The sequence below is a fragment of the Terrabacter sp. Soil810 genome, assembly GCF_001429645.1.
GTDB lineage: Bacteria > Actinomycetota > Actinomycetes > Actinomycetales > Dermatophilaceae > Terrabacter.
Window position 1 is genome coordinate 74,795 of record NZ_LMSW01000014.1, and the last position, 26,285, is coordinate 101,079.

Annotated in this window: 30 protein-coding genes and 1 pseudogene; 13 read left to right on the forward strand and 18 right to left on the reverse strand. The window is 72.4% G+C overall.

Annotation, left to right across the window (positions count from 1 at the left end):
* Positions 1–26: 26 nt before the first annotated feature.
* On the reverse strand, positions 27–422 hold the full coding sequence (locus tag ASG96_RS18710) for a YciI family protein (protein WP_057589212.1): 396 nt from the start codon (positions 420–422) through the stop codon (positions 27–29).
* 146 nt (positions 423–568) lie between these two features.
* Here ASG96_RS18710 and ASG96_RS18715 point away from each other — a divergent pair, with 146 nt between their 5' ends.
* From ASG96_RS18715 to ASG96_RS18725, 3 genes are all read left to right on the forward strand, one after another.
* The gene (locus ASG96_RS18715) at positions 569–1,702 is read left to right on the forward strand and encodes a glycoside hydrolase family 76 protein (protein WP_057588941.1); all 1,134 of its coding nucleotides are present in this window, start codon (positions 569–571) and stop codon (positions 1,700–1,702) included.
* Positions 1,703–1,880: 178 nt separating this feature from the next.
* Positions 1,881–2,975, forward strand: a complete 1,095-nt coding sequence (locus ASG96_RS18720; protein WP_057588942.1) for a S9 family peptidase — start codon at positions 1,881–1,883, stop codon at positions 2,973–2,975.
* Positions 2,976–3,165: 190 nt separating this feature from the next.
* Positions 3,166–3,987: a hypothetical protein gene (locus ASG96_RS18725; RefSeq protein ID WP_157622914.1), complete on the forward strand. Its 822-nt coding sequence runs from the start codon at positions 3,166–3,168 to the stop codon at positions 3,985–3,987.
* A gap of 23 nt (positions 3,988–4,010) precedes the next feature.
* Here ASG96_RS18725 and ASG96_RS18730 read toward each other — a convergent pair whose 3' ends face one another.
* From ASG96_RS18730 to ASG96_RS18750, 5 genes are all read right to left on the reverse strand, one after another.
* Positions 4,011–5,006 (reverse strand): amidohydrolase family protein, encoded by a 996-nt coding sequence (locus ASG96_RS18730; protein WP_057588943.1) that lies wholly within the window; start codon positions 5,004–5,006, stop codon positions 4,011–4,013.
* Positions 4,993–5,529, reverse strand: coding sequence for a hemerythrin domain-containing protein (locus ASG96_RS18735; RefSeq protein ID WP_057588944.1), 537 nt, complete (start codon positions 5,527–5,529; stop codon positions 4,993–4,995). The genes ASG96_RS18730 and ASG96_RS18735 overlap by 14 nt, the downstream gene beginning before the upstream one ends.
* Before the next feature lie 108 nt (positions 5,530–5,637).
* Positions 5,638–6,972: an aminopeptidase C gene (locus ASG96_RS18740; protein WP_057588945.1), complete on the reverse strand. Its 1,335-nt coding sequence runs from the start codon at positions 6,970–6,972 to the stop codon at positions 5,638–5,640.
* A 114-nt stretch (positions 6,973–7,086) separates the two neighbouring features.
* Complete coding sequence (locus tag ASG96_RS18745) at positions 7,087–7,686, reverse strand: hypothetical protein (protein ID WP_057588946.1); 600 nt, start codon at positions 7,684–7,686, stop codon at positions 7,087–7,089.
* Positions 7,687–7,705: 19 nt separating this feature from the next.
* Complete coding sequence (locus tag ASG96_RS18750; protein ID WP_057588947.1) at positions 7,706–8,602, reverse strand: NAD(P)/FAD-dependent oxidoreductase; 897 nt, start codon at positions 8,600–8,602, stop codon at positions 7,706–7,708.
* 104 nt (positions 8,603–8,706) lie between these two features.
* On the opposite strand from ASG96_RS18750, the gene ASG96_RS18755 reads away from it, so the two are divergent.
* Both ASG96_RS18755 and ASG96_RS18760 read left to right on the forward strand, forming a co-directional pair.
* Positions 8,707–9,144 (forward strand): MerR family transcriptional regulator, encoded by a 438-nt coding sequence (locus ASG96_RS18755; RefSeq protein ID WP_057588948.1) that lies wholly within the window; start codon positions 8,707–8,709, stop codon positions 9,142–9,144.
* 87 nt (positions 9,145–9,231) lie between these two features.
* Positions 9,232–10,260 carry an NAD-dependent epimerase/dehydratase family protein gene (locus ASG96_RS18760; protein WP_057588949.1) on the forward strand — a complete coding sequence of 343 codons (1,029 nt, stop codon included), beginning with the start codon at positions 9,232–9,234 and terminating at the stop codon, positions 10,258–10,260.
* A gap of 30 nt (positions 10,261–10,290) precedes the next feature.
* On the opposite strand, the gene ASG96_RS18765 is transcribed toward ASG96_RS18760, so the two are convergent.
* On the reverse strand, positions 10,291–10,857 hold the full coding sequence (locus tag ASG96_RS18765) for a CGNR zinc finger domain-containing protein (RefSeq protein WP_082588394.1): 567 nt from the start codon (positions 10,855–10,857) through the stop codon (positions 10,291–10,293).
* A 69-nt stretch (positions 10,858–10,926) separates the two neighbouring features.
* Here ASG96_RS18765 and ASG96_RS18770 point away from each other — a divergent pair, with 69 nt between their 5' ends.
* The gene (locus tag ASG96_RS18770; protein ID WP_057588951.1) at positions 10,927–12,213 is read left to right on the forward strand and encodes an MFS transporter; all 1,287 of its coding nucleotides are present in this window, start codon (positions 10,927–10,929) and stop codon (positions 12,211–12,213) included.
* Here the strand turns inward: ASG96_RS18770 and ASG96_RS18775 are convergent.
* Positions 12,135–12,557: a RimK/LysX family protein gene (locus ASG96_RS18775; protein WP_057588952.1), complete on the reverse strand. Its 423-nt coding sequence runs from the start codon at positions 12,555–12,557 to the stop codon at positions 12,135–12,137. The genes ASG96_RS18770 and ASG96_RS18775 overlap by 79 nt on opposite strands.
* Positions 12,558–12,635: 78 nt before the next feature.
* Between ASG96_RS18775 and ASG96_RS18780 the strand changes: the two genes are divergently transcribed.
* Positions 12,636–13,829: a RimK family alpha-L-glutamate ligase gene (locus ASG96_RS18780; RefSeq protein WP_056750361.1), complete on the forward strand. Its 1,194-nt coding sequence runs from the start codon at positions 12,636–12,638 to the stop codon at positions 13,827–13,829.
* Positions 13,830–13,852: 23 nt separating this feature from the next.
* On the opposite strand, the gene ASG96_RS18785 is transcribed toward ASG96_RS18780, so the two are convergent.
* From ASG96_RS18785 to ASG96_RS18800, 4 genes are all read right to left on the reverse strand, one after another.
* Positions 13,853–14,296 carry a cupin domain-containing protein gene (locus tag ASG96_RS18785; RefSeq protein WP_235509228.1) on the reverse strand — a complete coding sequence of 148 codons (444 nt, stop codon included), beginning with the start codon at positions 14,294–14,296 and terminating at the stop codon, positions 13,853–13,855.
* A gap of 9 nt (positions 14,297–14,305) precedes the next feature.
* On the reverse strand, positions 14,306–14,593 hold the full coding sequence (locus ASG96_RS18790) for a Sec-independent protein translocase subunit TatA (protein ID WP_057588953.1): 288 nt from the start codon (positions 14,591–14,593) through the stop codon (positions 14,306–14,308).
* Positions 14,594–14,772: 179 nt separating this feature from the next.
* Positions 14,773–15,600 carry a DinB family protein gene (locus ASG96_RS18795; protein ID WP_057588954.1) on the reverse strand — a complete coding sequence of 276 codons (828 nt, stop codon included), beginning with the start codon at positions 15,598–15,600 and terminating at the stop codon, positions 14,773–14,775.
* Between the two features lie 109 nt (positions 15,601–15,709).
* Entirely contained in the window at positions 15,710–16,369 is a 660-nt protein-coding gene (locus tag ASG96_RS18800; RefSeq protein ID WP_235509229.1) for a DUF4396 domain-containing protein, read from the reverse strand.
* A gap of 176 nt (positions 16,370–16,545) precedes the next feature.
* Between ASG96_RS18800 and ASG96_RS18805 the strand changes: the two genes are divergently transcribed.
* The 6 genes from ASG96_RS18805 (at position 16,546) to ASG96_RS18830 (ending at position 20,563) form a co-directional block, all read left to right on the forward strand.
* On the forward strand, positions 16,546–17,442 hold the full coding sequence (locus ASG96_RS18805; protein ID WP_057588955.1) for a hypothetical protein: 897 nt from the start codon (positions 16,546–16,548) through the stop codon (positions 17,440–17,442).
* Positions 17,443–17,521: 79 nt separating this feature from the next.
* Positions 17,522–18,304, forward strand: coding sequence for an ABC transporter ATP-binding protein (locus ASG96_RS18810; protein WP_057588956.1), 783 nt, complete (start codon positions 17,522–17,524; stop codon positions 18,302–18,304).
* On the forward strand, positions 18,301–19,062 hold the full coding sequence (locus tag ASG96_RS18815) for an ABC transporter permease (RefSeq protein ID WP_056750349.1): 762 nt from the start codon (positions 18,301–18,303) through the stop codon (positions 19,060–19,062). The genes ASG96_RS18810 and ASG96_RS18815 overlap by 4 nt, the downstream gene beginning before the upstream one ends.
* 40 nt (positions 19,063–19,102) lie before the next feature.
* Positions 19,103–19,453: a DUF1048 domain-containing protein gene (locus ASG96_RS18820; RefSeq protein WP_056750345.1), complete on the forward strand. Its 351-nt coding sequence runs from the start codon at positions 19,103–19,105 to the stop codon at positions 19,451–19,453.
* Between the two features lie 4 nt (positions 19,454–19,457).
* Positions 19,458–20,231 (forward strand): MerR family transcriptional regulator, encoded by a 774-nt coding sequence (locus tag ASG96_RS18825; RefSeq protein ID WP_057588957.1) that lies wholly within the window; start codon positions 19,458–19,460, stop codon positions 20,229–20,231.
* A 95-nt stretch (positions 20,232–20,326) separates the two neighbouring features.
* Positions 20,327–20,563, forward strand: coding sequence for a DUF1059 domain-containing protein (locus tag ASG96_RS18830; protein WP_057589216.1), 237 nt, complete (start codon positions 20,327–20,329; stop codon positions 20,561–20,563).
* 77 nt (positions 20,564–20,640) lie between these two features.
* On the opposite strand, the gene ASG96_RS18835 is transcribed toward ASG96_RS18830, so the two are convergent.
* From ASG96_RS18835 to nagZ, 6 genes and pseudogenes are all read right to left on the reverse strand, one after another.
* The gene (locus ASG96_RS18835) at positions 20,641–21,075 is read right to left on the reverse strand and encodes a VOC family protein (protein ID WP_057588958.1); all 435 of its coding nucleotides are present in this window, start codon (positions 21,073–21,075) and stop codon (positions 20,641–20,643) included.
* Positions 21,076–21,159: 84 nt separating this feature from the next.
* Positions 21,160–22,548 carry a replicative DNA helicase gene (dnaB, locus tag ASG96_RS18840; RefSeq protein WP_056750334.1) on the reverse strand — a complete coding sequence of 463 codons (1,389 nt, stop codon included), beginning with the start codon at positions 22,546–22,548 and terminating at the stop codon, positions 21,160–21,162.
* A gap of 433 nt (positions 22,549–22,981) precedes the next feature.
* Positions 22,982–23,761: a glucosamine-6-phosphate deaminase gene (locus ASG96_RS18845; protein WP_057588959.1), complete on the reverse strand. Its 780-nt coding sequence runs from the start codon at positions 23,759–23,761 to the stop codon at positions 22,982–22,984.
* Positions 23,761–24,468: ROK family protein (locus ASG96_RS24320; protein ID WP_162262063.1), on the reverse strand; the 708-nt coding region annotated here is incomplete at its 5' end. The genes ASG96_RS18845 and ASG96_RS24320, both read right to left, overlap by 1 nt.
* A gap of 1 nt (position 24,469) precedes the next feature.
* Positions 24,470–24,854 (reverse strand): annotated as a pseudogene (locus ASG96_RS24725) (ROK family protein); the annotation flags it as partial.
* Positions 24,851–26,284: a beta-N-acetylhexosaminidase gene (gene nagZ / locus ASG96_RS18860; RefSeq protein WP_056750328.1), complete on the reverse strand. Its 1,434-nt coding sequence runs from the start codon at positions 26,282–26,284 to the stop codon at positions 24,851–24,853. The pseudogene ASG96_RS24725 and the gene nagZ, both read right to left, overlap by 4 nt.
* Between the last annotated feature and the right edge of the window lies 1 nt (position 26,285).

Below are 26,285 nucleotides of genomic sequence, written 5' to 3' on the forward strand. Positions count from 1 at the left end.
CGGGTCCTCCCACGCCACAGTCCTTCTCAGAGGTCCTCGGCCGAGCCGCCCATGAGCGGGCGCACCTCGACGGCCGCGAACCGGGCGTCGGGGAAGCGTCCCGCGATCTCCTCGGCCCGCTCGGGCGTCGCGCAGTCGACGACGAAGTAGCCGGCCATCTGCTCCTTCGCCTCGACGAACGGCCCGTCGGTGACGAGGCTCTCGCCGTCGCGGACGCGGACGCTGCGGGCCGTGAGCGGGTCCGCGAGCGCCTGGGCGGTGACGAGCTCGCCCGACTCGCTGATCTCGCGCAACAGGTCCTCGAAGTCGCGCAGCAGCCCCGCCCGCTCGTCGTCGGTCAAGGCCGCGGCCTCCGGCGTGCGCAGGAAGATCGGGTGCCCCCAGGTCTGCGGGTTGCTCCAGATCATCAGCAGGTACTTCACGTCCACTCCTTCGTCCTGACGCCGTCCAGGCGCCCTCGTGGCGGCGGGTTCCTCGTCAGGAGACGTCGGAGCCGCGGCCGCGATCTCGACACCGACCGACCCTTCCACAGTCCCGGAGGCGGCGGGGGCCGCGATAGCGTCGCAGCGTGTCCGCCGGTGACGTCCCGACCCGACCTCCGACCGCCCTCGACGAGCGTGCGGCGGAGGCCGAGCGCTCCGTGACGGCACTCTTCGCGGGGCCCCTCGGGCGGGTGCCGCTGACGCACCTCGCGCGGATCCTCCACCCCGTGCGGCCCGGGTCGCGGACGTTCGGCGGGCTCCGCGGGACGTGGCACTACTGGTGGCAGGCGCACTACCTCGATGCGGTCGTCGACGCCGGCGGCCGGGCCCTGCGGACCGGCGACCGGACCGGCGCCGAGGAGCACGCAGCCCGGGGCGACCGGCTGCTCAAGACGATCCGGCTGCGCAACCGGGTGCGCTGGGTCAACGACTTCTACGACGACATGGCCTGGCTCGCCCTGGCCTCGGGCCGGCTCCAGACCCTGCACGACGAGATCGGCCGCACCGCCCGGGGTCGGCGCCTCCGGTCGGCGAGCCGTCACCTCACCGGCCAGCTGCGCGCGGCGCACACGGACGACCTCGGCGGTGGCCTCTTCTGGAGCCGCGACCGCGACTTCAAGAACAGCCCGGCGACCGGCCCGGCGGCCCTGCATCTGGCCCGTCTCGGCGACACCGACGAGGCGCGTCGGCTCGTCGACTGGCTCTACGCGCGCCTGTGGTCACCGGAGAGCGGGCTCGTGCTCGACGGCATACGGCTTCGCGGCGGCGAGGAGGTACTCGTCCCGGACGTCTGGTCCTACAACCAGGGCACCGTGCTCGGCGCGCTCGTGACGCTGGGCGACGAGCAGAGCCTGGCGCGCGCGGCCGCTCTCGTCGGCGCCGTGGGCGAGCGACTCACGACCGAGGTCGACGGGGCGCGCGTGCTGCGGACGCACGGCGGTGGCGACGGCGGCCTCTTCACCGGCATCCTCGTGCGCTACCTCGCCCTCGCGGCGACCACGCCCGGGCTCGACGCCGTGGCGCGGGAGACGGCACGGGGACTCGTCGCCGCGACGGCCGAGGCGCTCTGGCGCGGCCGGGCCAGCCTCGCCCTCGCGGGCCGCCGCGACCCGACGGTCTTCCCCGTGGAGCCCGGCGGGCGCGCGCCCGGTCCGCCGCTCGAGCTGTCGCCGCAGCTGCAGGCATGGACCGTGCTCGAGGCCGCCGCCACCCTCCCCTGACCGGTCGGACGTCCGCCGACGGACGACCGTTGGTATGCCGTGTCGACCGTTCCGGCGTGTCGTGCGGCGTGTCGGGTGGGGCGTCTGCCAACGGTCGTCGGTCGGTGGAGGTCTCGGAACGGGCACGAAGGCTGGGAGCGGGCTGGGAATCCGGGCGGTCCCGGGTGAGACTCGAGAGGTGCGCACCCCCAGAGCCCTCGTGACCGGCCTGGCCGCCGCGCTGCTGCTCGGTGCCTGCTCGACCGCGGGGCCGGCCGCCGGGCCCGCCGACGACCGCGGCGGCACCACCGGGCCCAGCCCCACGGCATACGCCGGCCCGAGCCAGGGCGCGAGCGAGACGGCCACGTCGACGCCCACCGCGTCCACCCCGACACCCGCGCCGAGCCCGACGAAGCCCGCGCCCGACCCGGCCTCGATCGAGGCCCTCATCGCGACCCGCTACGAGGGCGGCAACCTGAGGCTGGGCCGTGAGCGCGGCAGCACCGACGCGTACCGGCAGTACTTCGCGACCTATGAGAGCAACGGGCTGACGATCTCGGGACGCATCAACATCCCGCGGGGCAAGGGCCCGTTCCCCGCCGTGGTCCTGGCCCACGGCTACGTCGACCCGGCCGTCTACACGAACGGCGAGACGATGCTCCGCGAGCGCGACTACCTGGCCCGCCGGGGCTACGTCACGCTCCACATCGACTACCGCAACCACGCGCAGTCCGACCGCGACCCCCGCAACGATGCCAACCTCCGCGCCGGCTACACCGTCGACGCGATCAACGCCGGGCTGGCGCTCAAGAAGGCCCAGGTCGTCGACCCGAGCCGCATCGCGATCATCGGCCGGTCGATGGGCGGCGGGGTCGTCTTGGGCGTCCTCGTCGTACGCCCGGGGCTCTTCCGCGCGGCCGTGGCCTACGCGCCGGTGAGCTCCGACAGCGTCGACAACTTCGACAAGTGGGTGCGGCGCGACGCCTCCCGTTCCGGCGCGGCGCGGGCCGTCATCGGGCGGCTCGGCACGCCCGAGGCGGAGCCGGCCGCGTGGGCGGCGACGAGCCCCCGCACCTACTTCGGCCGCATCACCGAGCCGCTCCTCATCCACCACGGCACCGCCGACGAGGACTGCCCGCTCACCTGGTCCCGCGAGTCCGTCGCCGCCCTGAAGGCCAAGGGCAAGGACGTCGAGCTGCGCGTCTACCCCGGCGGGCGGCACACCCTGACGTCGCCGCAGTGGGACACCTCGATCCGGCGCACCGAGGCCTTCCTCCAGCAGCACCTGGGCTGAGGTCCGGACGGGCTGGAGCGCCTGACCGTCGCCGTGACGTATCCGGAGGGCCCCTCGATCTCTCTGAATCTCCATGGCGATGTCACCGGACACGCCACCATCGAAGGATGTCCTGCGATCTCGCGCAGGACGTTCCGGGGCTCGTCCCGGTTCGGGGGCCGCGGCGACCACGCCAAGGCAAGGGGAAGAGATGATACGCACACAGCGGTGGGGCGCAGCTGCGCTCGCAGCCGTCACGGGAGTCATCATGTCGGCAGGGACGGCGCTGGCCGCCGCACCCGCCAACGACGTCAGCGGCAGCGCACTGGCCATCGGGGCCCTGCCCTACAGCACGACCCTCGACACGAGCGAGGCCACCACCGACGCGGACGACGCCGCGCTCAACGCGTCGTGCGGCGCCCCGGCGACGGACGCGAGCGTCTGGTTCACCTTCACGGCGGCCGCCGACAGCATCGTCGTCGCCGACGTCAGCGGCTCCGACTACAGCGCCGGCGTGATCGTGGCGCAGGGCACGGGCAGCTCGGCCACGGTCATCGCCTGCGGACCCGGAGGCTCCGGGTGGGCGGCGTCCGCAGGGGAGACCTATACGATCCTCGCCTTCGACGACCAGGAGGACGGGGTCGGCAACGGCGGACTGCTCGACATCACCGTCGAGACGGCTCCGGACGTGCCGTCCATCGAGGCCACCATCAACCCGATCGCCCAGTTCGACAAGGCGACCGGCGGCGCGTACGTGTCCGGCACGGCGACGTGCTCGGGCGAGGCCGACTTCGCGTTCGTCGACGTCCAGCTCAGGCAGCGGGTCGGTCGGATCCTGATCCAGGGATTCGGTGAGACCGAGATCGCCTGCACCGGGTCCGTCGAGCCGTGGACGGTCTTCGTCCTCGGCGACAACGGGCTCTTCAAGGGCGGCAAGGGTGCGACGGCCACCGCCGCCGTGGCCTGCAACATCAGCGGCTGTGGCGAGTACTTCGCCGACCAGACGGTCCAGCTCAAGGGCCGGACCCACTGAGGCCGGCGGGTGACCGGTCGGCGTCAGGTCGACGCCGACCGGTCACCCTCGCTCGGGGCTGCTGTCGAGGCCACGTCCAGACCAGCGTCCAGGCCACCGTCCAGGCCACCGTCCAGGCCCAGGAGTCGGGCGCCGTTGTGCCACAACACCGCTCGCATCCAGCCGTCGCCGAGGCCGAGGCGGGCGAGGGCGTCGAGCTGGTGGGCATAGGGGTAGGGGATGCTCGGGAAGTCCGATCCGAGCGCGACCCGGTCGCGCAGGGTCGCGAGGCGCTCGACGTAGCCGTCGGGGAAGGGCGCGAAGCGGTTCGTGAAGTCCGTGCCGCTCATCGTCGTGTCGAGGTGGACACCGGCGAACTCGTCTGCGAGGTCGGCGAACTCGTGGTACTCCGGCATGCCCAGGTGGGCCACGACGAGCACGAGGTCCGGGTGTCGACGGAGCACCTGGCGCACGGCGTCCGGGCCGGTGTGGGTGCCGCAGATCGGTGCCGAGCCGGCGTGGATGACGACCGGGACCCGGGCGCGCTCGAGTCGCGCCCACGCCGGGTCGAGGCGCTCGTCGTCAGGGGTGAAGTCCCCGACCTGGACGTGCATCTTGAACAGGCGCGCCCCGTCGTCGAGGGCCGCCGCGACGACGTCGCCCACGCCGGGCTCGGGGTAGAAGGTCGCGCAGTGGACCGCGTCCGGCACCGTGCGGGCGAAGTCGGCGCACCACGCGTTGAGCCACTGCGCCATGCCGGGCTTGTGCGGGTAGACGAGCGCCGGGATCGCTCGCAGTCCCAGCGACCGCAGTGTCGCGAGGCGCGTCTCCTCGTCGTCGCGGTAGGTGACCGGCCACGGCGTGCCGTAGTGCGTCTCGGCCTCGTCGAAGTAGTCCCACACCTTGCGCTGCATGGGGTCGGGCAGGAAGTGGACATGGACGTCGGCGAGGCCCGGCAGCCCGAGAGAACGGACGTATGCCGGCACGTCGGCGTCCGTCAACGGGCCCGGCGTCGTGTGGTGCGCGTCAGTAGTCGTCATCGTCTCGCACCGACAGCACGGCCTCGACCCACGACTCGTCGTCGAGGCCGTCGAGCGCGGCACCGATGCTGCGCTCCTCGAAGGCGAAATGGGAGTCCATGATCGCGGTCAGCCCGTCGAGCTCACCGACGAGACGAGCGCGGTGGCCGTCGTCGACCGCGCGCGTGGCCGTGTCGACGAGGTGCTCGACACGCGCGAGGATGCCCGCCACGAGGTGATGGTCCTCGACGAGCTTGTCGAGCATCGGGCCGAGGTCGGGTCGCTCGACGCGCAGCGCGGCGAAGAGTCCGTCGTCCTCGCCGGTGTGGTGGGCCTGCAGGGCCCGGCAGAAGCCGAGACAGTGCTCGAGGATGCCGGCGGCCGGGGACTCCGCGTCGACCGTCGTCGTCCCAGGTCGGACGAGACCATCACGGATCAGGCGCACCCGTGCCCGCAGGTCGTCGTGCACGGCGGTCAGCTGGGCGGCCAGCGCCGTCGTGCGGTCGTGGTCGTCATGACGGGGGTCGCGGAAGCTCGGGGGCATGGTGCACCCAGTCCATCAGGCGGCTGGTCGGCGACACCGTCCACCTGACGTACGAGCGCGCCGCCGCCTGACCGGCAGCGACGCGCTCGACGCGGAGCGAGAGCGGACTCAGCCGGCGAGGGCGCCCATCGGGTCCCAGGCGGGCAGGACGATCGGGTCGCGGGTCAGCGCCTCCTGCAGCTCGCCCGGCAGCGCGTCGCGGCGGACGGCCACCTCGAAGACGAACTCGGCGAACCAGCCGTCGTTCATGGTCATGAAGCCCTTGTCGCCCTTCTCGGTGCCCCAGCTGTTCTCGACGCGCCAGCGTCGCGGGAGGTCGTCGAGCAGGTCGACGCCGGTGAAGAGCATCGCGTGCGTCATGAGTGACTCGTGGTGGAGCAGCCGGTCGGCCTTGCCGAGGCTCGGCTCGGTGCCGTAGATCGCGGCCCGGTCGAAGAGGCCGGCGTCCCAGAGGCCGAGGGTGGCGTTGGACATCTGCCCCGTGTCGCAGCCGAACCACACCGGCTCGCCCCCGACGATCGCCTGTGCCGCAAGGGACTTCATGAGGTCGGGCTCGACGTTGAGGTAGGTGACGGGCGGTGCGCCGACGACGTTGCCGAGGTGCTCGACGGTGAAGGTGTGCCCGTAGGGGCTGCTCGCGCGAGGGTCGTTGACGAGGCAGACGTAGTCCTCGAGCGGCACCGTGACGTAGCGCTCGGCGAACTCGAGCGGCGTCATGGTGCCGTCGCGGTGGAAGCCCCCGTCGGTGTCCTTCCACTGCCACACGAACGACTCGGGCGGCGTGCCGAGGTGGATGCAGAGCAGGCGGTGGACCGTCGCGAGCGCCTGCTCCTTGGCGTCCTGCAGGTCCTCGGCGTCGTCGCCGTCGGCTGCCTTGGCCCGCAGGTCGCGCGCGGCCTGGCGCAGGATCGTGCTGAGGTCGCGGTTCATCTGGCCGGTGTTGCTCGAGCTCTTCGTCTCGGGCATCGCGACCTTCGGCACGAGTCCGTGCTTGACCACGAGCGCGACGAACATGTTCCACTGCCCGCCGTCCTCGGCCGGCGTCGCGAGCAGGTGCGCGACCGTGCGGTCGTCGACGTCGCGGTCGGTCGTCGCGATGATCGACTCGAGCCAGTGGTTGGCCTTCTCGAACTTGTCCCAGAAGAGCAGGTGGTTCTGCGAGAACTCGAAGTCCTTGACCTTGAGCTTCTCGCGCGCGCTCGCGCGCAGCAGGTTGGTGCCGGCGAAGAGCCAGCAGCGGCCGCTCTTCTCCTGGGACGTGGCGCTCCAGTCGTCGAGCAGGTTCGAGACGGAGTGGTCGATGCCCGTCACGACCCGGCGGTCCAGCGCGATGTCGTCGACCGACGTCGTCGTGACGGCGTTCTGCAGCATCCGGGCAGTGGGGTCGGCCTCGAACGCCTTCGTGAGGCGCTCGACGAGGTCGGGGGCAAGGTCGCGCGGCATGGGCCACTCCTTCGAGCTTTCTCGGGTCCCAGCATCGTATGCCGCCCAGCCCGCACCCACCCGGCCCCACCCCACCCGAGTGAGCGCCCCGCCACACGGGTCAGGCCAGGTCGGTCACACGCTCTCGGCGACGACCTCGATCGGGACGACGCCGGCATACGCCTGCGCGGCAGCCCGGACCTCGTCGGCGGTGAGTGACCCGGGGACGAGCGCCGGGTCGGGGCGGAAGTGGACGACCGTCCCCGTCGACGCCTGACCGGGCACGGCCTCCGGCACGCCCTGCGGTTGGCCGCGCTCGAGACGCTGGCTCCACCCACCCTCGGTGCGGCGGTTCGTGTGGACGACCCACTCGCTCAGCGCCGCGACGACCGAGATGCCGGCCCGCGGCGACCCGTCGGGCAGCAGGGGCGCGTCGTCACGGCCGTAGAAGCGCAGGTCCCTCGTCGCCATGACCGGCTTGACCTGCACGATGCCGTCGTCGTCGACGCGCGTCTCGGTGCCGCGCCCGTCGTCCGCGACGGACACGGAGCCGTCCGCGTGGAGCACGACGCGGATCCGGGTCGTCGACCCTTCGACGGCCTCGTCGACCGGGTAGGCGAGCACCTCCAGGACGAGTCGCAACGGGCCGGCCGACGCGAACTCGCTTGCGTTGCGCCGGATCTCGTCGAGGTGGTCGGTGTCGACCGGGCTGCTCCAGCTGTGCGTTGCTCCCACAGCCCCACCTTGCCAGACCTCAGCGCGACAGCAACGCCATGATCGCCGCCGAGGCCGCGAGCTGGCCGGCGGCCATCGACGACACGACCGAGGACATCGGCATCGGGTAGGCCGGGAGGTGCGCCATGTCGCCCGCGCAGAAGACGCGCTCGCGGCTCGACCGGCCGAACTCGTCGACGCGGACCGCCCCGGACGGGTTGAGCTCGAGTCCCAGCTGCTCGGCGAACGGTGCCGACTGGTGGAGCTCCGGCTTCACGAAGAGGCCTGCGACCTGCTCGTGCACCTGCTCACCGTCGACGCCTTCGAGCACCACGCGTACGCCCCCGTCGTGCCGTTCGACCGCGACGACCCGCTCGGTGCGCACGATCGCCACCGCCGGAAGGCCGTCCGGCACGTCCGCACCGTCGGCGAGCACGACGAGCTCGGACGCGATGCGCCCGAGCAGCGCCGACAGGTGGGGCGCGTTCGCGGCGCCGAGGATGCCGACGCGCTGACCGCTGAGCTCGTGCCCGTGGCAGAAGGGGCAGTGCGCGACGAGGTCGCCCCAGAGCGGGTCGAGCCCGGGCACCGGCGGCAGCGTGTCACGGACCCCGGTGGCGAGCACGACGGCATACGCCGTCACGGTCGTGCCGTCGGCCGCATGTAGGAGGAAGCTCCCGTCGACCTCCTCGATCGACGCGACGCGCTCCTCTCGCAGGCTCACGGTGTCGTATGCCGTGAGCTGCCTGCGCGCGTCGGCGCGGAAGTCCGCCGGCGGGGTCCCGTCGTGCGCGACGACGTTGTGCATGTGGCTGACGGTGGCGTTGCGGTAGGTCCCGTCGTCGAAGAGGACGGCGTCTCGGTGGATGCGGCCGAGGGTGAGGGCGGCCTGGAGGCCGGCGGGGCCTCCGCCGATGACGGCGACGTCGGTGTGCATGAGTGGCTCCTTGCGGTTGTCCGGCGGTTGTCCGGCAGTTGTCCGGCGGTCGGTCCCGGGCGGCTCTGTGCCTGTTGCGATCCAGCGTGTACCTTCATGTGGACATGAAGGCAAGGCAGCGTGACGAGACGTGGACCGTCGGTGAGCTGGCGGCGCGTTTCGACCTGCCGACGAACGTGCTGCGGCACTGGGAGACGTTCGGGCTGCTGACCCCGGCGCGCGACGGGTCCGGCTACCGGCGCTACGGACGCACCGACCTCGTGCGGGTCGCGGTCATCCTGCGCAACAAGGCGGCCGGGATGACGCTCGAGCAGATCGGCGTGCTGCTCGACGGCGAGGCGGCCGGTCGACACGAGGTGCTCGAGGCCCACCTGCGCGACCTCGACGAGCGGGCGCGGTCCATCGAGCGCTCGCGCGAGATGACCGAGCACGCGCTGCGCTGCCGGGCGCACGACATCGTCGCGTGCCCGCGCTTCTCGCAGCACGTCGCCGACCTCACGGAGGGCCGCACGGCGACGGCCCGCATCGCCGACTGGGAGTAGGGCTGCACCGCACCAGCCGCTGGACGGCCTTACGTCGACAGCGAAGGGGCCTTGGCGTCGCGGCGCGTCCGGGCGAGGATCGTGCCCATGAGACTGCTCGTGCTCGGAGGCACCCACCACGTCGGTCGCGCGTTCGTCGAGGCCGCCCTCGCCCGCGGCGAGGAGGTCACCACGGTGACCCGCGGCGTCAGCGGCACGCCCGTCGAGGGCGCCGAGGCGCGGCACGCCGACCGCCTCGACCCCCGGGCCCTGCGCACCGCGCTGGGCGACGACGAGTGGGACGCCGTGTTCGACACGTGGTCGGCCGAGCCGGTCGCGGTGCAGACGTCGGCCCGGCTGCTGAGCGGACGCGCCCCGCACTACACGTACGTCTCGTCATGCTCCGTCTACACGTGGCCGATCGCGGTGGGTTCCGACGAGGGCGCGCCGGTCGTCGAGGGCGACCCGTCGTCGACCGACGGCTCGGACTACGCCGCGGCCAAGCGCGGGGGCGAGCTCGCCGCGCTCGCGGAGTTCGACGGCGACGTGGCGATCGCCCGCGCCGGGCTCATCCTCGGCCCGTACGAGATGGTCGGCCGGATGCCGTTCTGGCTCAAGCGGATCGCCGCCGGTGGGCGCGTGCCCGCACCGGGTCCGTATGACCGGCCGTTGCAGTACGTCGACTGCCGCGACATCGCGGACTGGGTGCTCGGGTCACGGCCGGTCGGCACCTTCAACATGGTGAGCGAGCCCGGCCACACGACGATCGGCGCCCTGCTCGACGAGGTGCGTGCCGTGACGGCGAGTGATGCCGAGCTCGTCTGGCTCGACCCGGAGACGGTCGAGGCGGCCGGCGTCCAGCCCTGGACCGAGCTGCCGATCTGGGTCCCGCCGACGGGCGAGCTCGCCGGCCTGCACGCGCTCGACACCTCGGCGGCCGCGGCGGCCGGCCTGCGCTGCCGGCCGATGCCCGAGACCGTCGCCGACACGTGGGCGTGGCTCGAGCGCGAGGGGCTGCCCGAACGCCCGACCAACCGTGGCGGAGGTCCCATGGACGCCGCCGCCGAGGCCCGCCTCTGGGCCGCCCACGACGCCGCCACCACCACCACCACCACCGCGACCACGACCACGACCTGAGAGATCCCCTCCCGCCGAGCGGGGCGGGGTTCAGCGGGTGCGGGCGCGGTGGGCGGCGGCCTTGACGCGGCTCTGGCAGCGCGCCGAGCAGAAGCGCCGGGTGCCGTTCTTCGACCCGTCGACGTAGACGCGGTCGCACACCGGCGCCGCACACACCCCCAGGCGGCCGCCGAGGTCACTGCCGACCGCCATGGCCAGGCCCGAGGCGAGACCCGCCTGCCAGCCGCGTACGAAGCCGTCGTCGGGACCGTGGAAGTGCAGCTGGTAGCGGCCCTCGTCGTCGGGGTCGAGCCGCGGACGGGCGCCCGTCGCAGCGAGCAGGTCGTTGACGACCGAGGCCGCAGCCGCGAGGTCGTCGCGCTCCGCCGCCTCGAAGACGTCCCGGACCTGCGGCACGACAGTGAGGAGAGCGCCGGCCTCGGCGGATGTCGGCCGCGAGCGCCGCTCGGGTGACGAGGTCGCGTCGGCCACGCCGCGCACGAGGTCGTCCCCCGTCGGGGGTTCGTATGCCGTCCCGTGGGCCTCGCCGGGGCTCGCGAGGTTGACGAGTGCCACCGTCGCGTCGAGCAGCCGCTCGACATGACTGTCGAAACGCACTTGACCAGTCACCCCCTCCTTCATAGTCTCGTGACTGCCAAAGTCTAGTTCGACAGTCAGGAGATCCGAGTGAGGAGCCACCGCGAGGCGACCGCACTGCCGCCCCAGCTGCGCCTGCTCATCCTCGCCCGGTGCGTCAACCGGCTCGGCGGCTTCTCGATGGCCTTCCTCGGTGTGCTCCTCGTCCGCGACCTCGGATCAGGGGCCGCCGAGACCGCGCTGGTCCTCACCTGCTTCGGCGTCGCGACGATCCCCTCGCGCATCGTCGGCGGTCACCTCACCGACGCCTGGGGCCACCGGTCGACGATGCTCCTCGGCCTCGTCGGCTGCGCGGTCGCCCAGCTCGTCATCGCCATGGCACCGGGCTTCGCCTGGGCCCTCCTCGGCGCCGTGCTCCTCGGGCTGGCGTACGAGGTCGTCGAGCCGCCGACGCAGGCGCTCGTCTCCGATCTCGTGCCCGAGGATGCCCGCGCTTTCGCCTACTCCGCGCTCAACGCCTCCCTCGCGGTCGCGGGCGTCCTCGCCGGGCTGGTCGCGGCCGCCCTCTCGGGCGCCGGCCTGCGGTGGCTGTTCGTCGTCGACGCGGCGACCTGCCTCGCCTGCGCCGCCCTCGTCGCCCGCCGCATCCCCCACGCCACCTTCTCGGTGGAGAACCGCCCGGTCAACGAGGACTCACGTCGAGTGGGCACCTCCCCACGCCCACGCCACCGCATCACGCCCGTCGCCCGCGCTCGGTGGGCCGCAGCGCTCCAGGACCGGCGCCTGCGCCCGGTCGTCGCCTTCGGGACCGTCGCCGCCACCGTGACGATGGTCGTCGTGCTCGGGGTGCCGCTCCTCGTCGAGCAGCGCGGTCTGGCCCCGGCCGTCACGGGCTGGGTCCTCGCCGCCGGCGCCGCAGCCAGCGTCCCCAGCGCGTGGCTCGCCGCTGCACTGCGCCGCCGCACAGACGACGCCGGTGTCCTGCTCGTCGGCGAGGTGGTCGCCTCGGCCGGTCTCGCGACGATCGCACTCGCCGTCCACCCCGCGACGCTCGCCCTCGGCCTCGTCGCCTTCGACGTCGGCGGCCTCCTCGTCATCGCGACGACGATGGCCCGCGCCGGCACCCTGGCACCTGAGGGGTCCCGCGGCACCTACCTCGCCGTGCTGGGACTGACGTGGGGACTCGCCACGTCGGTCGCGCCGGTCGTCCTCACGACGCTCGGGACGGCATACGGCCCGGGAGCGCCGTTCGGTGCCGCAGCACTCGCCCTGCTCGCGACCGCCGTCGTGCGCGGGGGTCAGCGACCGCGGTTGCGACGCCGGACGTCCTTGGGGGGCTTGCCGCCGGCATACGACCGCGAGGGGTCGACGACGTAGCCCTGGCGCAGCGCCTCCCGACCGACGAGCATCCGGAAGCCCATCCGGTCACGCTTGCTCAGCGTCACCTCTGCGGGGACCGTGCGGCCGGCGAGCGCGAGGTCGAGCCGCACGACGAGGCGCTTGGTCACGTGCCCCGACGAGCTGCGCACGCTGCGTCGGTCGTGGACCGGGCACTCGATGGTGTGGGCGTCGTCGGTGGCGTCCTGCCAGGGGTGCACCGTGAAGCGCACCCACGGCTCGCCGTCGCGGTCGAACTCCTCGACGTCCTCGGCGTGCAGCGACGAGGTGCGAGCACCGGTGTCGATCTTGGCCTTGAGCCACGGCAGGCCGATCGCCGGCATGCCGACCCACTCCCTCCACCCGACGGGAGTGCTTGAATAGGCCGGCCCAGACACCCGCCCATCTTGGCAGGACCCTGCATGAAACTCGCGATCCTCTCGCGCGCGCCGCGTGCCTACTCGACGCAGCGCCTCCGCACCGCAGCGCTCGACCGCGGGCACCAGGTGAGGGTGCTCAACACGCTCCGTTTCGCCATCGACCTCTCGGGCCCGGAGCCCGACCTGCAGTTCCGCGGACGCCCGATCTCCGACTACGACGCGGTGCTGCCGCGCATCGGCAACTCGATCACCTACTTCGGCACGGCCGTCGTGCGGCAGTTCGAGCAGATGGACGTCTACACGCCGAACACCGCGAACGGCATCTCCAACGCGCGCGACAAGCTCCGCGCCGCGCAGATCCTGTCGCGCCACAACATCGGCATGCCCGCGACGACGTTCGTGCGCAACCGCGCCGACGTCATGCCGGCCATCGAGCGCGTCGGCGGCGCGCCCGTCGTCATCAAGCTGCTCGAGGGCACGCAGGGCATCGGGGTCATCCTCGCGCCCGACATCAAGATCGCCGAGGCGATCATCGAGACGCTGCACAGCACGAAGCAGAACGTCCTCATCCAGAGCTTCGTCACCGAGAGCCGGGGCCGTGACATCCGCGCGCTCGTCGTCGGTGACCGCGTCGTCGCCGCGATGCGGCGACGGGCCAGCGGCGACGAGTTCCGCTCCAACGTCCACCGCGGCGGCACCGTCGAGGCGGTCGAGCTGACGCCGGAGTACGAGCAGGCGGCCGTGCGTTCGGCGCAGATCATGGGCCTGCGCGTCGCCGGCGTCGACATGCTCGAGGGCAACGACGGCCCCCTCGTCATGGAGGTCAACTCCTCCCCCGGTCTCGAGGGCATCGAGACGGCGACGAAGCTCGATGTCGCCGGCGCGATCATCGACCACATCGCCGGCCAGGTCGCCTTCCCCGAGATCGACGTGCGCCAGCGGCTCACGGTCTCGACGGGCTACGGCGTCGCCGAGCTCGTCGTGCACGCCGGCGCCGACATCATCGGCAAGACGATCGGCGACTCGGGGCTCGAGGAGCGCGACCTGCAGGTGCTCACCCTGCACCGCGGCACGAGCGTCGTCCCCAACCCGCGGCGCCGCGTCGTGCTCGAGGCCGAGGACCGGCTGCTGTGCTTCGGCCGCCTCGAGGAGATGCGCTCGATGATCCCGGAGCGGCGTCGCCGCCGCGCCAAGGTGCGCCGGCTGCCGAACGACCCGATCCACACCGTCGCCTGACGGGCGACCGATGGCGTATGCCGTCAGGCGCGGGGCGTGACGTAGATCTTGCGGAGCGTCTCGGTGACCGTCCACACCGTGCGCGCACCCTCGGGCAACCGCACGACGGAGCCGGGTCCGAGCTCGAGCGTCGCACCGCCCTCGACCGCGAGCGCGGCCCGGCCGGAGAGCACGACGAAGACCTCATCGGCCTCGACGTCCGTGACCGTGCCGGGGCTCATCTCCCAGACGCCGACCTCGGCGCCGGCGACCTCGGCGAGAGTCGTGACGGCGGCGGTCGGCGCTCCGTCGAGCACCTCCACCCCGGCGGGGACCTGCTCGTCCAGGGGCTCGGTGCGCACGTCGCCGACCAGGAGCGCCACGGTCGCGGCCAAGGTCGCGGGCTCGGTCGCGGGCTCGGTGTCGGCCACGGCGTGGGGCTCCGTGTCGGGCTCGGGCTCGGGGAAGGCGGAGGGGTCGCTCGTCACGGTCGCAGACTAGTGCGAGCCGCTCGCGTGCTTCCGGGTCTCGAGCTCGGCACGCAGCCGGGCGACCTCGGCCTCGGCGGCGGCCGCGCGGTCGTCCGCCTCGGAGACGGCGCTCGTGGCGGAGCCGACGTGGTTCTCAGGGACGTCGGCCGAGGTCCGCATCTGGTCGACCTCCGACTTGAAGATGCGCGCCGACCGCCCGAGGCTGCGGGCCATGTCGGGCATGCGCTTCCAGCCGAAGAGGAGCACGACGGCGAGGGCGATGATGCTCAGCTCCGGCCACCCGAGATCTGCCACGGAAACCTCCTGGGTTCGGCGGTCGGCGGGGTCGGCGGTTGCACGCGCCCGCGCACGCATGGTGATGGAGCAGGGTAGGAGCCGTGGGTGGGAAACCGCCGGGAACCGGCTGTGAGGTCGCCGGGCGACCGGGTCAGACGGCGCCGGGTCAGCGGGCGCCGGGTCAGGGGGTGGCCGGGTCAGTGGGTGGCCGGGGCGGGGTCGCCCGCGCCGGCGGCGAGGGCGTCGAGGTCCCGCTCGGCGTAGAGGCGGTGCTGCCACTCCTCGTTGAGGATGGTGCGCAGGATGCGGGTCACGGCATACGACTCGGGCTCGGGGTAGCCGGGCGCGGTGACGGGCTCGGTGGTGCCCGCGAGCGCCTCGTCGGTGAGCCCGTCGACGACCCGGCGCACCGTCGCCGTCCGGTCGGCGCGCAGCGCGAGCACCTCGTCGAGCGAGGGGCGCGCGTCCCGGTCGCGAGGCACGGGCGGACTGTCGGGCATGTCGTCGTGCGGCAGGTCGAGGGCGTCCCACGGCTCGGGCTCACCGAGGAGGGCGCGACACACCCACGCGTCGGTGGCGAAGACGAGGTGCCGCTGGGTCTCGATGAAGGACCACTCGCCGTCGACGCGCTCGTGCAGCTGGTCGGCCGGGAAGGTGCGGGCGCGCGCGACGGTGCCGGCCCAGAGCCGCTCGAGGACGTCCCAGGCCTCGCGGTAGCCGGCGGCGTCGGTCGGTCGCATCTTGGGCCGGTCGGGGTCCCGGCGGTCGAGCTCGGCCTCGATGAGGGGCGCCACGTCGACGCCGTTGATGACGAGGTTCTCGACGTCGCCGGTGATGTCGACGTCCTCGAGCCAGACGTCGCGGGCGCGAAGGCCCCGCAGGTCGACCTGGCGCAGCGACGCACCTCGCAGATCGACGTCGTGGAAGGTGGCGCCGTCGAGGTAGACGTCCTCGAAGGAGGCGCCGGTGAGCGCGGCCCGTTCGAAGCGGGCGCCGGTCTGGTCGTCGTAGGTCACATCGGTCATCGCAGTCCCCTTCTCCCAGAGGCCCGTCCGCCCCTGATGCTGTCCTCGGACCACCACCGGGCCCACCATTGGCAGCGTAGGGCCGTACCCGGACGTTCGGCGTCCGCCGTCAGCGCGTCGTGCTGACGGCCGCGTGGGTCGCCGCGCTGGGAGATGCCAGCCCGTCGGCGACCGCGACGACGACCCCACCGAGCATGAACGCGGCGATCGCCGCCGCCAGGGCCGGCGCGGGCAGGTCGGGGATGAAACGGCGCGCTCCGGTGACCGCAGCGGCCGACCCGTGGTGCTCGTGCGTCAGGGCGTGGCCCTTGCCGCGGGCGAGCAGGTAGCGGTTCACCGGGTAGGCGGCGAGGAACGCCGCGACGAGCGAGATCGACATCCCGACCCAGAAGACGGCGTTGACGAGCCCCGCGTCCATGGCACCCGGGATGACGGCCATGACGAGGTTGTCGACGACCTCCATCGTGAGGATCGAGACGGTGTCGGCGGCCACGACGAGCCCCAGCGCGGCGCCGAGCGTCAGACCACTGCGCAGCAGGGGCAGGCTCGAGAGTGCGTAGCCGAAGAGGAACGCGAGCGCCACGGACAGCGCGATGGTCGCCCCCGTGGCGAGCCCGACCGCCGTGCCGATCATGAGGCCGAGGATCTCTCCGATCGCACAGCCCGTGAGGCAGTGCAGCGTGGCACTGGCCGCCATCGAGGCGAGCCCTCCACCGTGGGCCGCGTGCGCCTCGTGGGCTGCGTGATGGGTGTGCGCTGGGTGGTTCATCGTCTCGTCCTTCCGGTCCCGGGAGCTGCGGGGACCCGCTGGGCCCGCCACCCGGCATACCCCCCATGGGTATGCTCTCCGGTCCGGTCAACGCGGCCGCGCCGCCACCCATTCCCGGGACCACGAAGTTCGGGGTCGCCTGACACGGCTGGGGGCGATGGACAAGGATTGGACCCGTGACAGAGCCCGTCGACGCCGACCACGCCCACCGGATCCTGCTCGATCATGCCGACCGGAAGGTGACCGGTCCGCTGGAGGACCCTGCCGTCCTCGCAGCGGTTGTCGGGGTCGAGCGGCTCGTCGTCGCAGCGGGATCGACCGATGAGGCCGTGCTGCGGTCTGCGCTCACCGGTGACGTCGTGGCGGACGCCGATCCCGACCGGGTCGCCGCCCTGGTCGCCGAGGCGAGGAGCCACGTCATGGCCGGGCTCCTCCGGCGCGCCACCGGGCAGGCCGTGGACGCCGGCATCGTCAACCCGGCCTCCGGTGGCTACGAGATCACGACCGATGCGACCCTCCTGCGCGCCGCCGTTCGGGCCGCCCAGGGGTCGATCGACGCCATGCCCTACTACGGCGCCCGCTACGGTGCGCGCGGTTCACGGTTCGCCACGACGGACTCCGCGTGGCTCGTCTCGCTCGCGACCCTGGCCGAGGACCGCGCGGTGCACCAGGTCGAGTGGCTGTCGCGGGTCCTCGCCGCCCGGGGGATGCCCTCCTGGCTGCTCGAGATCCACCTCGACGCGCTGGTGGCGGAGGTGCGTTCGGTGGCGGACTCCGGCGCGGTGGGATCGCTGCCAGTGGCCGCGGACGCCTTGGGTCGGGCGCGACGGCGCCATGTCGACGACGACCTCCTGCGCTCGGCGGACAGCTGGGCCGACGAGGCGCTCGGCGACGCCCTGCCGGTACCGCGCGCCGGGGCCCTGATGGCCGCCGCGGTCGCCGACGAGCGCGCGGGGGTGACGCGGGACGACCGGGCCCTGGTCGACTGGCTCACCGACTCCGCGCGGTCCGACGAGAGCGCCACGACCCGGCTGCTGGGCGTGCGTCAGCGCATCCTCGATGAGGCGCGCTGACGGGTCACCGACCGGCTGGAATAATCGGTACAGATTGCCGCTTGACCTTGACGCTGCGTCAGGGTTGCACGCTGTACGCATGACCACTCAACCAGCCATCGAGATCGCCGGGCTCACCAAGTCCTACGGTGACCACGCAGTGCTCACGGGCGTCGACCTGAGCGTCCCCGCGGGCACCATCTTCGCCTTGCTCGGCTCCAACGGGGCCGGCAAGACCACTGCGGTGAAGATCCTGTCCACGCTGCTCAAGGCCGACGGCGGGACCGCCTCCGTCAACGGGCACGACGTGTCCACCGAGCCCGAGAAGGTCCGCGAGTCGATCAGCCTCACTGGGCAGTTCGCCGCCGTCGACGAGATCCTCACCGGCCGCGAGAACCTCGTGCTCGTCGCCCGGCTGCGGCGCCTCGACGGCTCGGGAGCGATCGCCGACGCCCTGCTCTCGCGGTTCGGCCTCACCGACGCCGCCGGGCAGCGGGTCGCCACCTACTCGGGTGGCATGCGCCGTCGCCTCGACATCGCGATGAGCCTCATCGGCGACCCGCCGGTGCTCTTCCTCGACGAGCCGACGACGGGGCTCGACCCCCAGTCGCGGATCGAGGTGTGGAAGACGGTGCAGGAGCTGGCCGGCCGCGGCACCACCGTCCTGCTCACCACGCAGTACCTCGACGAGGCCGAGCACCTCGCCGACCGGATCGCGGTGCTCCACGACGGCCGCATCATCGCCGACGGCACGCTCGCCGAGCTCAAGCAGCTCCTCCCGCCGGCCAAGGTCGAGTACGTCGAGAAGCAGCCGTCCCTCGAAGACATCTTCCTCGCGATCGTCGGTCACGACGGCGCCGCCAGCCAAGGAGCCCAGCGATGACCACCTACGTCCTCCACGACACCGACGTCCTGCTCAAGCGGTCCCTGCGCCACATCCTGCGCAGCCCGGACACCATCATCACCACCGCCGTCACCCCGATCGCCATGCTCCTGCTCTTCGTCTACGTCTTCGGCGGGGCGATCGACGTGGGAGGCGCCTCCTACGTCAACTACCTGCTGCCCGGCATCCTGCTCATCACCGTCGCCTCCGGCATCGCCTACACCGCCTTCCGGCTCTTCACCGACGTCTCGGGCGGCATCTTCGAACGGTTCCAGTCGATGCCGATCACGCGCTCGGCGTTCCTGTGGGGGCACGTGCTGACGTCGGTCGTGGCCAACATGACCTCGCTCGTGCTCGTGGTCCTCGTCGCCCTGGCGATGGGCTTCCGCACCGGCGCCGGTGTGCTCGCCTGGCTCGCGGTGCTCGGGATCATGCTGCTCTTCACCCTGGCGCTCACCTGGCTCGCCGTGATCCCGGGGCTGACCGCCAAGACGGTCGACGGCGTGAGCGGCTTCTCCTACCCGCTGATCTTCCTGCCCTTCGTCAGCTCGGCCTTCGTGCCCACGGAGAGCATGCCCGGCCCCGTGCAGTGGTTCGCCGAGCACCAGCCGGTCACCTCGATCGTCAACACCATCCGCAGCCTCTTCGCGCAGCAGCCCGTCGGCAGCGACGGCTGGGTGGCCCTCGCCTGGTGCGTCGGGCTCCTCCTCGTCGCCTACGCGCTGGCGATGCGCACCTACCGCAGCAAGCTCGCCTGACACCGCCGCCGTCCCCACCACCCGCGAAGGAGACACCGTCATGAACAACCTGCTGACCAAGATCATCGGCGACAAGAAGGAGTGGAAGGCCATGGAGGCGCGGGCACGCACCCTGCCCCGCGACTACCGGGTCGTCTACGGCGAGATGAAGTCCTACATGTGGCGCTTCACCTCTGGCGACGGCATGGACGTCGTCGCGGTCCTGAAGGACGTCCTCGAGCTCTTCGAGACCAGTGCCGCCGAGGGCAGGCACGTCCTGGACGTCACCGGGAGTGACGTCGCGGCGTTCTGCGACGAGCGACTGCGCGGCGTGACGACGTACGCCGACACGTGGCGGTCCACGCTGAACCGCGAGGTCGCCGCGCAGGTGTGCGCGAAGGTCGCAGAATAGGGCCATGCTGACCATCAGCCAGCTCGCGTCGTATGCCGGCGTCACCGTCCGCACCGTCCGGCACTACCACGCCAAGGGCCTGCTGCCCGAGCCCGAGCGTGACCACTCGGGCTACCGGCGCTACGACGCGGCCGCGGTCGTCGAGCTGGTCCGGATCCGCACCCTGGCCGACGCGGGGGTGCCCCTGGCTCGGGTGCACGAGCTGCTGGAGGCGGGTGACGAGGAGTTCGCGGCGGCGGTCGAGCAGATCGACCGCCGCCTGCGCGCCGAGATCCGCGAGCTCCAGCGGCACCGGGAGCGCATCGCCAAGCTCGCAGCAGGTGACAGCCTGGCGCTGCCGCCCGAGGCGGTCGCCTACCTCGACCGGATGCGCGAGTTCGGCTTCCCCGAGCGACTCATCGAGGTCGAGCGCGACAGCTGGATCCTCATCGCGGCGCAGATGCCGGACGAGGTCGCGGCCTTCATGGAGATCAAGCAGACCCAGATCGAGCACGAGGTGCTGCGCCGGCTCTACCTCGACGTCGGCGACCTCGTCGACTGCACCCCCACCGACCCGCGTCTGCCCGCCCTCGCCGACCGGGTCGCCGCCTTCATCGAGGCCGCGTCGGCGGAGGCCGAGGGCATCGAGGACGTGCACCCCGTGAGCGACGACCTGGTCGCCCTCCTCGACGCGGCGTTCCTCGAGTCCTTCGCGTGCGCGGGCCGGCTGCTGGAGCTGCTCGAGGAGCGCGGCTGGACCGGCTGGACCGACATCCGGCGCCTGGAGCCCGCGGTGTGAGCGCTGATCCCACCGAGGGCCCGGTCGGCCCTGTCACATCTGCCCCGTCCCGATCGTCAGTAGTGCAGGACAGCACACGAGAGAAGGAGATGACCATGAAGACCATGACCTGCCGAGCACTCGGAGGACCCTGCGACCTCGAGCACCGGGCCGAGACCGCCGACGAGATCATCAAGGCCCAGGACCGCCACCTCAAGGAGGCGGAGAAGGCCGGCGACGGCACCCACCAGGAGGCACGTCAGGCGATGAAGGCCCGGTGGCGGCACCCGAAGAAGTCCATGGCCTGGTACACCGAGACCAAGCAGACGTTCGCCGCTCTGGCGGAGGACTGACCTCGCCCCGTCCCCCGCGACGTGACCGCCCACCCGGACCACCGGCTGGGCGGTCACTCGCGACGGGCGACCGTCGCTCAGTCGAGGCAGAACTCGTTGCCCTCGACGTCCTGCATCACCTGGCACGACTCGTTGAAACCGTCGGCGCGCAGCAGCGTCCCTCGGGTGGCACCGAGCGCGACGAGCCGGGCGCACTCGGACTCGAGGGCCGCCAGGCGCTCGTCACCGACGAGCCCGGTGCCGACCCGGACGTCGAGGTGGACCCGGTTCTTGACGACCTTGCCCTCGGGGACGCGCTGGAAGAACAGGCGCGGGCCCACACCGGTGGGGTCGGAGCACGCGAACGCCGAACCCTGACGCTCCGGCGGCAGTGACTGGTCGAACTCGTCCCACGAGGCAAAACCCTCCGGCGGTGGCGGCACCTCGTAGCCGAGCACCTCGCACCAGAAGCGAGCCACCCGCTCTGGATCTGCGCAGTCGAACGTGACCTGGACCTGTCTCACCGACGCCATGGACCCACCCTAGAGGCGTGGCCTCGGAGGCGACCACGCCATTTCGCCCGTGTGCGAGCGGCCTGTGCTGCCAAGGGATCCGGGTCAGAAGTTGTTGGCCATGTTGGTGAAGCGGCTGAAGTGACCCTGGAAGGCGACGACGATCGTGTCGGTGGGACCGTTTCGGTGCTTGGCCACGATGAGGTCAGCCTCGCCCTCGCGCGGGGAGTCCTTCTCGTAGGCTGCCTCGCGGTGCAGCAAAATCACCATGTCCGCGTCTTGCTCGATCGACCCGCTCTCGCGAAGGTCGCTCATCGCGGGCTTCTTGTCGGTGCGCTGCTCGGGACCACGGTTCAGCTGCGAGATCGCGATGACCGGGACCTCGAGCTCCTTGGCGAGCAGCTTGAGCGCACGCGAGAACTCCGAGACCTCCTGCTGGCGCGACTCCACGCGCTTGCCCGAGCTCATCAGCTGGAGGTAGTCGATGACGACGAGCTTGAGGTTCTCGCGCTGCTTGAGCCGGCGGCACTTGGCACGGATCTCCATGAGCGACATGTTCGGCGAGTCGTCGATGAAGAGCGGTGCGTCGGAGACTCGGCCCATCGTCGAAGCGAGGCGGGTCCAGTCCTCCTCGCGCATCGTGCCCTTGCGCATGTGCTGCAGCTGGATGCCGGCCTCGGCCGAGAGCAGACGCATGGTGATCTCGGTGCGGCTCATCTCGAGCGAGAAGACGACGGCAGCCATCTTGTGCTTGATCGCAGCAGACCGGACGATGTCGAGTCCGATGGTCGATTTTCCCATCGCCGGTCTGGCGGCGATGACGATCATCTGGCCGGGGTGCAGACCGTTGGTCAGGGCGTCGAAGTCGGTGAATCCCGTTGGCACACCGGTCATCTCGCCGGATCGGCCGGATGCGACCTCGATCTCGTCGACCGTGGCCTCGATGATGTCGCCGATGGCGTGGTAGTCCTCGCCGCCGCGCTTGTCGGCGACGGCGTAGACCTCGGCCTGCGCCGCGTTGACGATGTCCTCGACGTCACCACCGCCCTGCGCGTAGCCGAGCTGGACGATGCGGGTGCCGGCCTCGACGAGGCGGCGCAGCACGGCGCGTTCGGCGACGATCTGGGCGTAGTAGCCGGCGTTGGCCGCGGTGGGCACCGAGGCGATGAGCTGGTGGAGGTAGGCCTGACCGCCGACGCGCCCGAGGTCGCCGCGCTTGGTCAGCTCGTCGCTGACGGTGATGGCGTCGGCGGGCTCGCCGCGACCGTAGAGGTCGAGGACGGCGTCGTAGATGAGCTCGTGCGCGGGGCGGTAGAAGTCGGTGCCCTTGAGCTGCTCGACACAGTCGGCGATGGCGTCCTTGGACAGGAGCATGCCGCCGAGGACGGACTGCTCGGCCCCGACGTCCTGGGGCGGGAGGCGGTCGTCCGGAGGTCCCCCGTCACGGGTCGACGACGACGCGAACGCGCTCGTGCTCAGCTCATCGAGCGACACGTGCTCCCCTTCCCCTGAGTGATGAATGACATCAGTGCAACTTGGTCCACACCAGTAGACAACGTCGTGCCGACAGTGCTGGAACGAGGGGGGACGAGTCCTACCCAGCTCGTCCGCTCACCCTCCCGAGGAGCACCCGACCCACCGTAGGTGCGGGGTTCGACCGACAACAACCTCAGGAGCCATCCGCGCCGAACCTGCTGTGGACAACCGGTGGACGGTCATCCCCGACACGCCGTCAACAGGTGTGGACAACGTGTGTGCACAACTGTGGGCATGTGGCGCCGGTCACACGAGTTCGTGCTCGCTGACCTGCATAAACGCCTGTCCACGGGGTGTGGAGAACAAGTTCCTCACCCCTGTGCGCTGTCCACAGCGGTACGCGACACGCCCGAACGTGGGGTATGGCGTCCCGCTGGGTCCCCGCGTCCGTTCACAGCCCGGCGGCCGAGGCGTCGTAGTAGTCCCGGTTGCGCAGGCCCGAGGCCGCGGCCTCGTCGAGCACGGCGGTCGCGTCGGCGTGCCACTGGAGCACCGACGCGGGGCACGACGCCGACAGCGGACCCTCGAGCGCGGCCGCGACGGCCGCCGCCTTGCCCGGCCCGGAGGCGACGAGCACGAGCCGCCGCGCGTCGAGGACGGTGCCGAGTCCTTGGGTGACACAGTGCGTCGGCACGTCGTCGATCCCGTCGAAGAAGCGCGCGTTGTCATGACGCGTCCGGTCCGACAGGCGCTTGACCCTGGTCCGCGACGACAGCGCCGACCCGGGCTCGTTGAAGCCGAGGTGGCCGTTGGCGCCGATACCGAGGATCTGCACGTCGACACCACCCGCGTCACGGATGAGGCGCTCGTACTCGCTTGCGCCGGAAACGAGCTCGTCCTCGTCGTGGCCGGAGCCGTCCGGCACGTGCAGCCGGTCGGGCGCCAGTCCCAGCGGCCCGCAGACCTCGCGCAGCAGCACCTCGCGGTACGACTGGGGATGCCCCGCGGGCAGGCCGACGTACTCGTCGAGCGCGAACCCGCTGGCACCGCGCAGGTCGAGGCGGCCGCTCGCCACGGCCCCCGCCAGCTCGGCGTACAGCCCGAGCGGGGAGGATCCGGTGGCGAGTCCGATGACGGGCTCGGGGCGGCGGGCAGCGGCCAGCCCCTCGATGACGACCGACGCGGCTCGGCGTGCGACGTCGGCGGGCGTGGGCAGCACGAGGACCTCCATCAGCCCACCCTCTCACCGGGCAGGGCGACGTCGGGACTGGCGTCCGGCGACGCGACCGCGGCCCGGCGTGGGACGTCCGGGACACCGAGCCAGGCAGCTCCGAGCGCGGCCACGGGCACGTCGGCAGGCAGCAGCTCGACGCGGTCGGGCAGGCCGAGGGCGTCGATGATCCTCGAGCTGCGTGCCCGCCGCATCAGGTCTGCACGGATCCCGTCGAGCAGGGGCGCGCCCAGCCCGGCGAGGCCGCCGCCCACGACGACACGCTCGGCGCCCGAGGCCAGGGCGAGCACCTGGACCGCCAGACCCACCCCCGTGCACAGGACGTCGACGGCCGCGCCGGCGAGCGGGTCACCGGCAGCTGCCGCAGCGAAGGGGTCCCGGGCTCGACGCCGGGCCGCGGGCCAGAGCCGGGCGAGCGCGGACCCGGAGGCCACGGTCTCGAGGCAGCCGACCTGGCCGCACGTGCACGGCGCGTCCCCGCCCACTGGCAGGTGCCCGATCTCGCCTGCCGCACCGTCGATCCCGCGGACCACGATCCCGTCGCGCACGACGGCCGAGGCCAGGCCCGTCCCGAGGTTGAGGTAGGCCAGCGCCGTCTCGCCTCCACGGTCGTCCGACCCGCGTGCCGGCCCGACGCCCGCCGTGGACCCCGCGGACCCCGCGGACCCCGCGGACCCCGCGGACCCCGCGGACCCCGCGGACCCCGCNAGGACCCGCGCAGGCGCCAGGCGCCGAGGGCGGCGGCCTTGACGTCGTTCTCGACCGCCACGGGGACGCCGAGGCGCGCCGAGAGCTCGCCGGCGAGGTCCAGGGACTCGACCTCGAGGTTGACGGCGTGCCGGGCGAAGCCGCTTACCGGGTCGACGAGCCCGGGCATGCAGGCCCCGACCGGCACCTCGGCGCCACGACCCCGCGCGCGAGGCGCGTGCGCATCGAGGACCTCCCGTGCCAGCCGCACCGCGACGTCGACGACTCCGGACGCACCGCGTCCGGACGGCGCCGAGCGCATCGCCTGCACCGAGCCGTCGGCCACGAGGGCCACAGCCGTCTTCGTCCCGCCGATGTCGATGCCGAGCCGGTGCCCCGCCGTCATCGCGCGGGCACCCCGAGGTAGCGGCCGAGGGCCTGGGCCACGACGACGGAGCCGCCGAAGGTCACGAGGTCGGCTCCGCCGCGCGGCCAGCCGCAGTCGACGACGATCGTCGGATGTCCCTGTGCGCGAAGCCGTTCGGCGACGTCCCACAACGGGTGCCCGGCCGCGAGACCGCGACCGGCCACGGCGACCCTCGCCCCATCCGGCACGTCCGGCTCGGCGGTGGTCAGCCCGGCGGCATCCGGCCCCCAGGCGACGCGTCCGACGGCGAGGTTCGGGTCGGACGCGACCTGCACGATGACGGCGTCACCGGGCGCGTCGAGCCACGCCCGGACCGCACCGCCCACCTCGAAGCCCCCGACGAGAGCGCCATTGGCCCATGCCGGCTCCGCCGCGTCGTCATCCTGCACGAAGTTCGCACCCACGCCACCCATGGCGAAACCCTTGGACAGCAGGGCGACCCGCGCCGCCGCCTCCCCGAGGCGGTCGACCGGCAACCGCCCGGACGCCGCAGCCTCCACGAGCGCCTCGACGACGGCGAGGTAGCAAGCCTCCGTCGTCTCGGACCCGACGCAGAGCAGGTCGCACCCCGCCACGAGGGCGCGCACGGACGCCTCGGGGATGCCGGTCTCCGCCGAGGCCCCGGCCATGTCGAGGGCGTCGGACACGATGACACCCTCGAAGCCGAGACGGCCGCGCAGCACGTCCCCGAGGACGATCGGCGAGAAGGTCGCCGGACGCTCGGCGTCGATGGCGCTGACGACGACGTGGGAGGTCATGATGCACGCGACGCGAGCCTCGATCGCTGCGCGGAACGGCTCGAGCTCGCGCACGTCGAGCACGTGCGCCTCGGCGTGCACCCGGGGCAGCGCGTGGTGCGAGTCGGTGACCGTGTCACCGTGGCCAGGGAAGTGCTTGGCGCACGCCGCGACGCCCACCGACTGCACGCCCTCGACATAGGCGGCGGAGTGCCGGGCCACGTGGGCGGCGTCTGCGCCGAAGCTGCGCACCCCGATGACCGGGTTCTCGTCGGCCGAGTTGACGTCGACGACGGGCGCCAGGTCGAGGTTGATGCCGTATGCCGCGAGCTCGCGTCCGATGGCCGAGGCGGAGCTCCGCGTCAGCCCGGTGTCGTCGAGGCGCCCGAGCAGCGCGTTGCCGGGCTGCGTCGAACCGGTCGGGTAGTGCAGCCGCGTCACGTCACCGCCCTCCTCGTCGACGGCGACGAGCAGGTCGGGCGCGGCCTCCCGCAGCGACGCGCACAGGGTCGCCAGCTGGTCGGGGTCCACCACGTTCGCGCCGTAGAGGCAGACGGAGGCCAGCCCGGCGGCATACTCCCGCTCGATCCACGCGGGGACGGTGGTGCCGACGAAACCGGGCATGAGCGTGCCGACAACGAGGCGCCGCAGCGCCTCTCGTGAGGTGTTCATC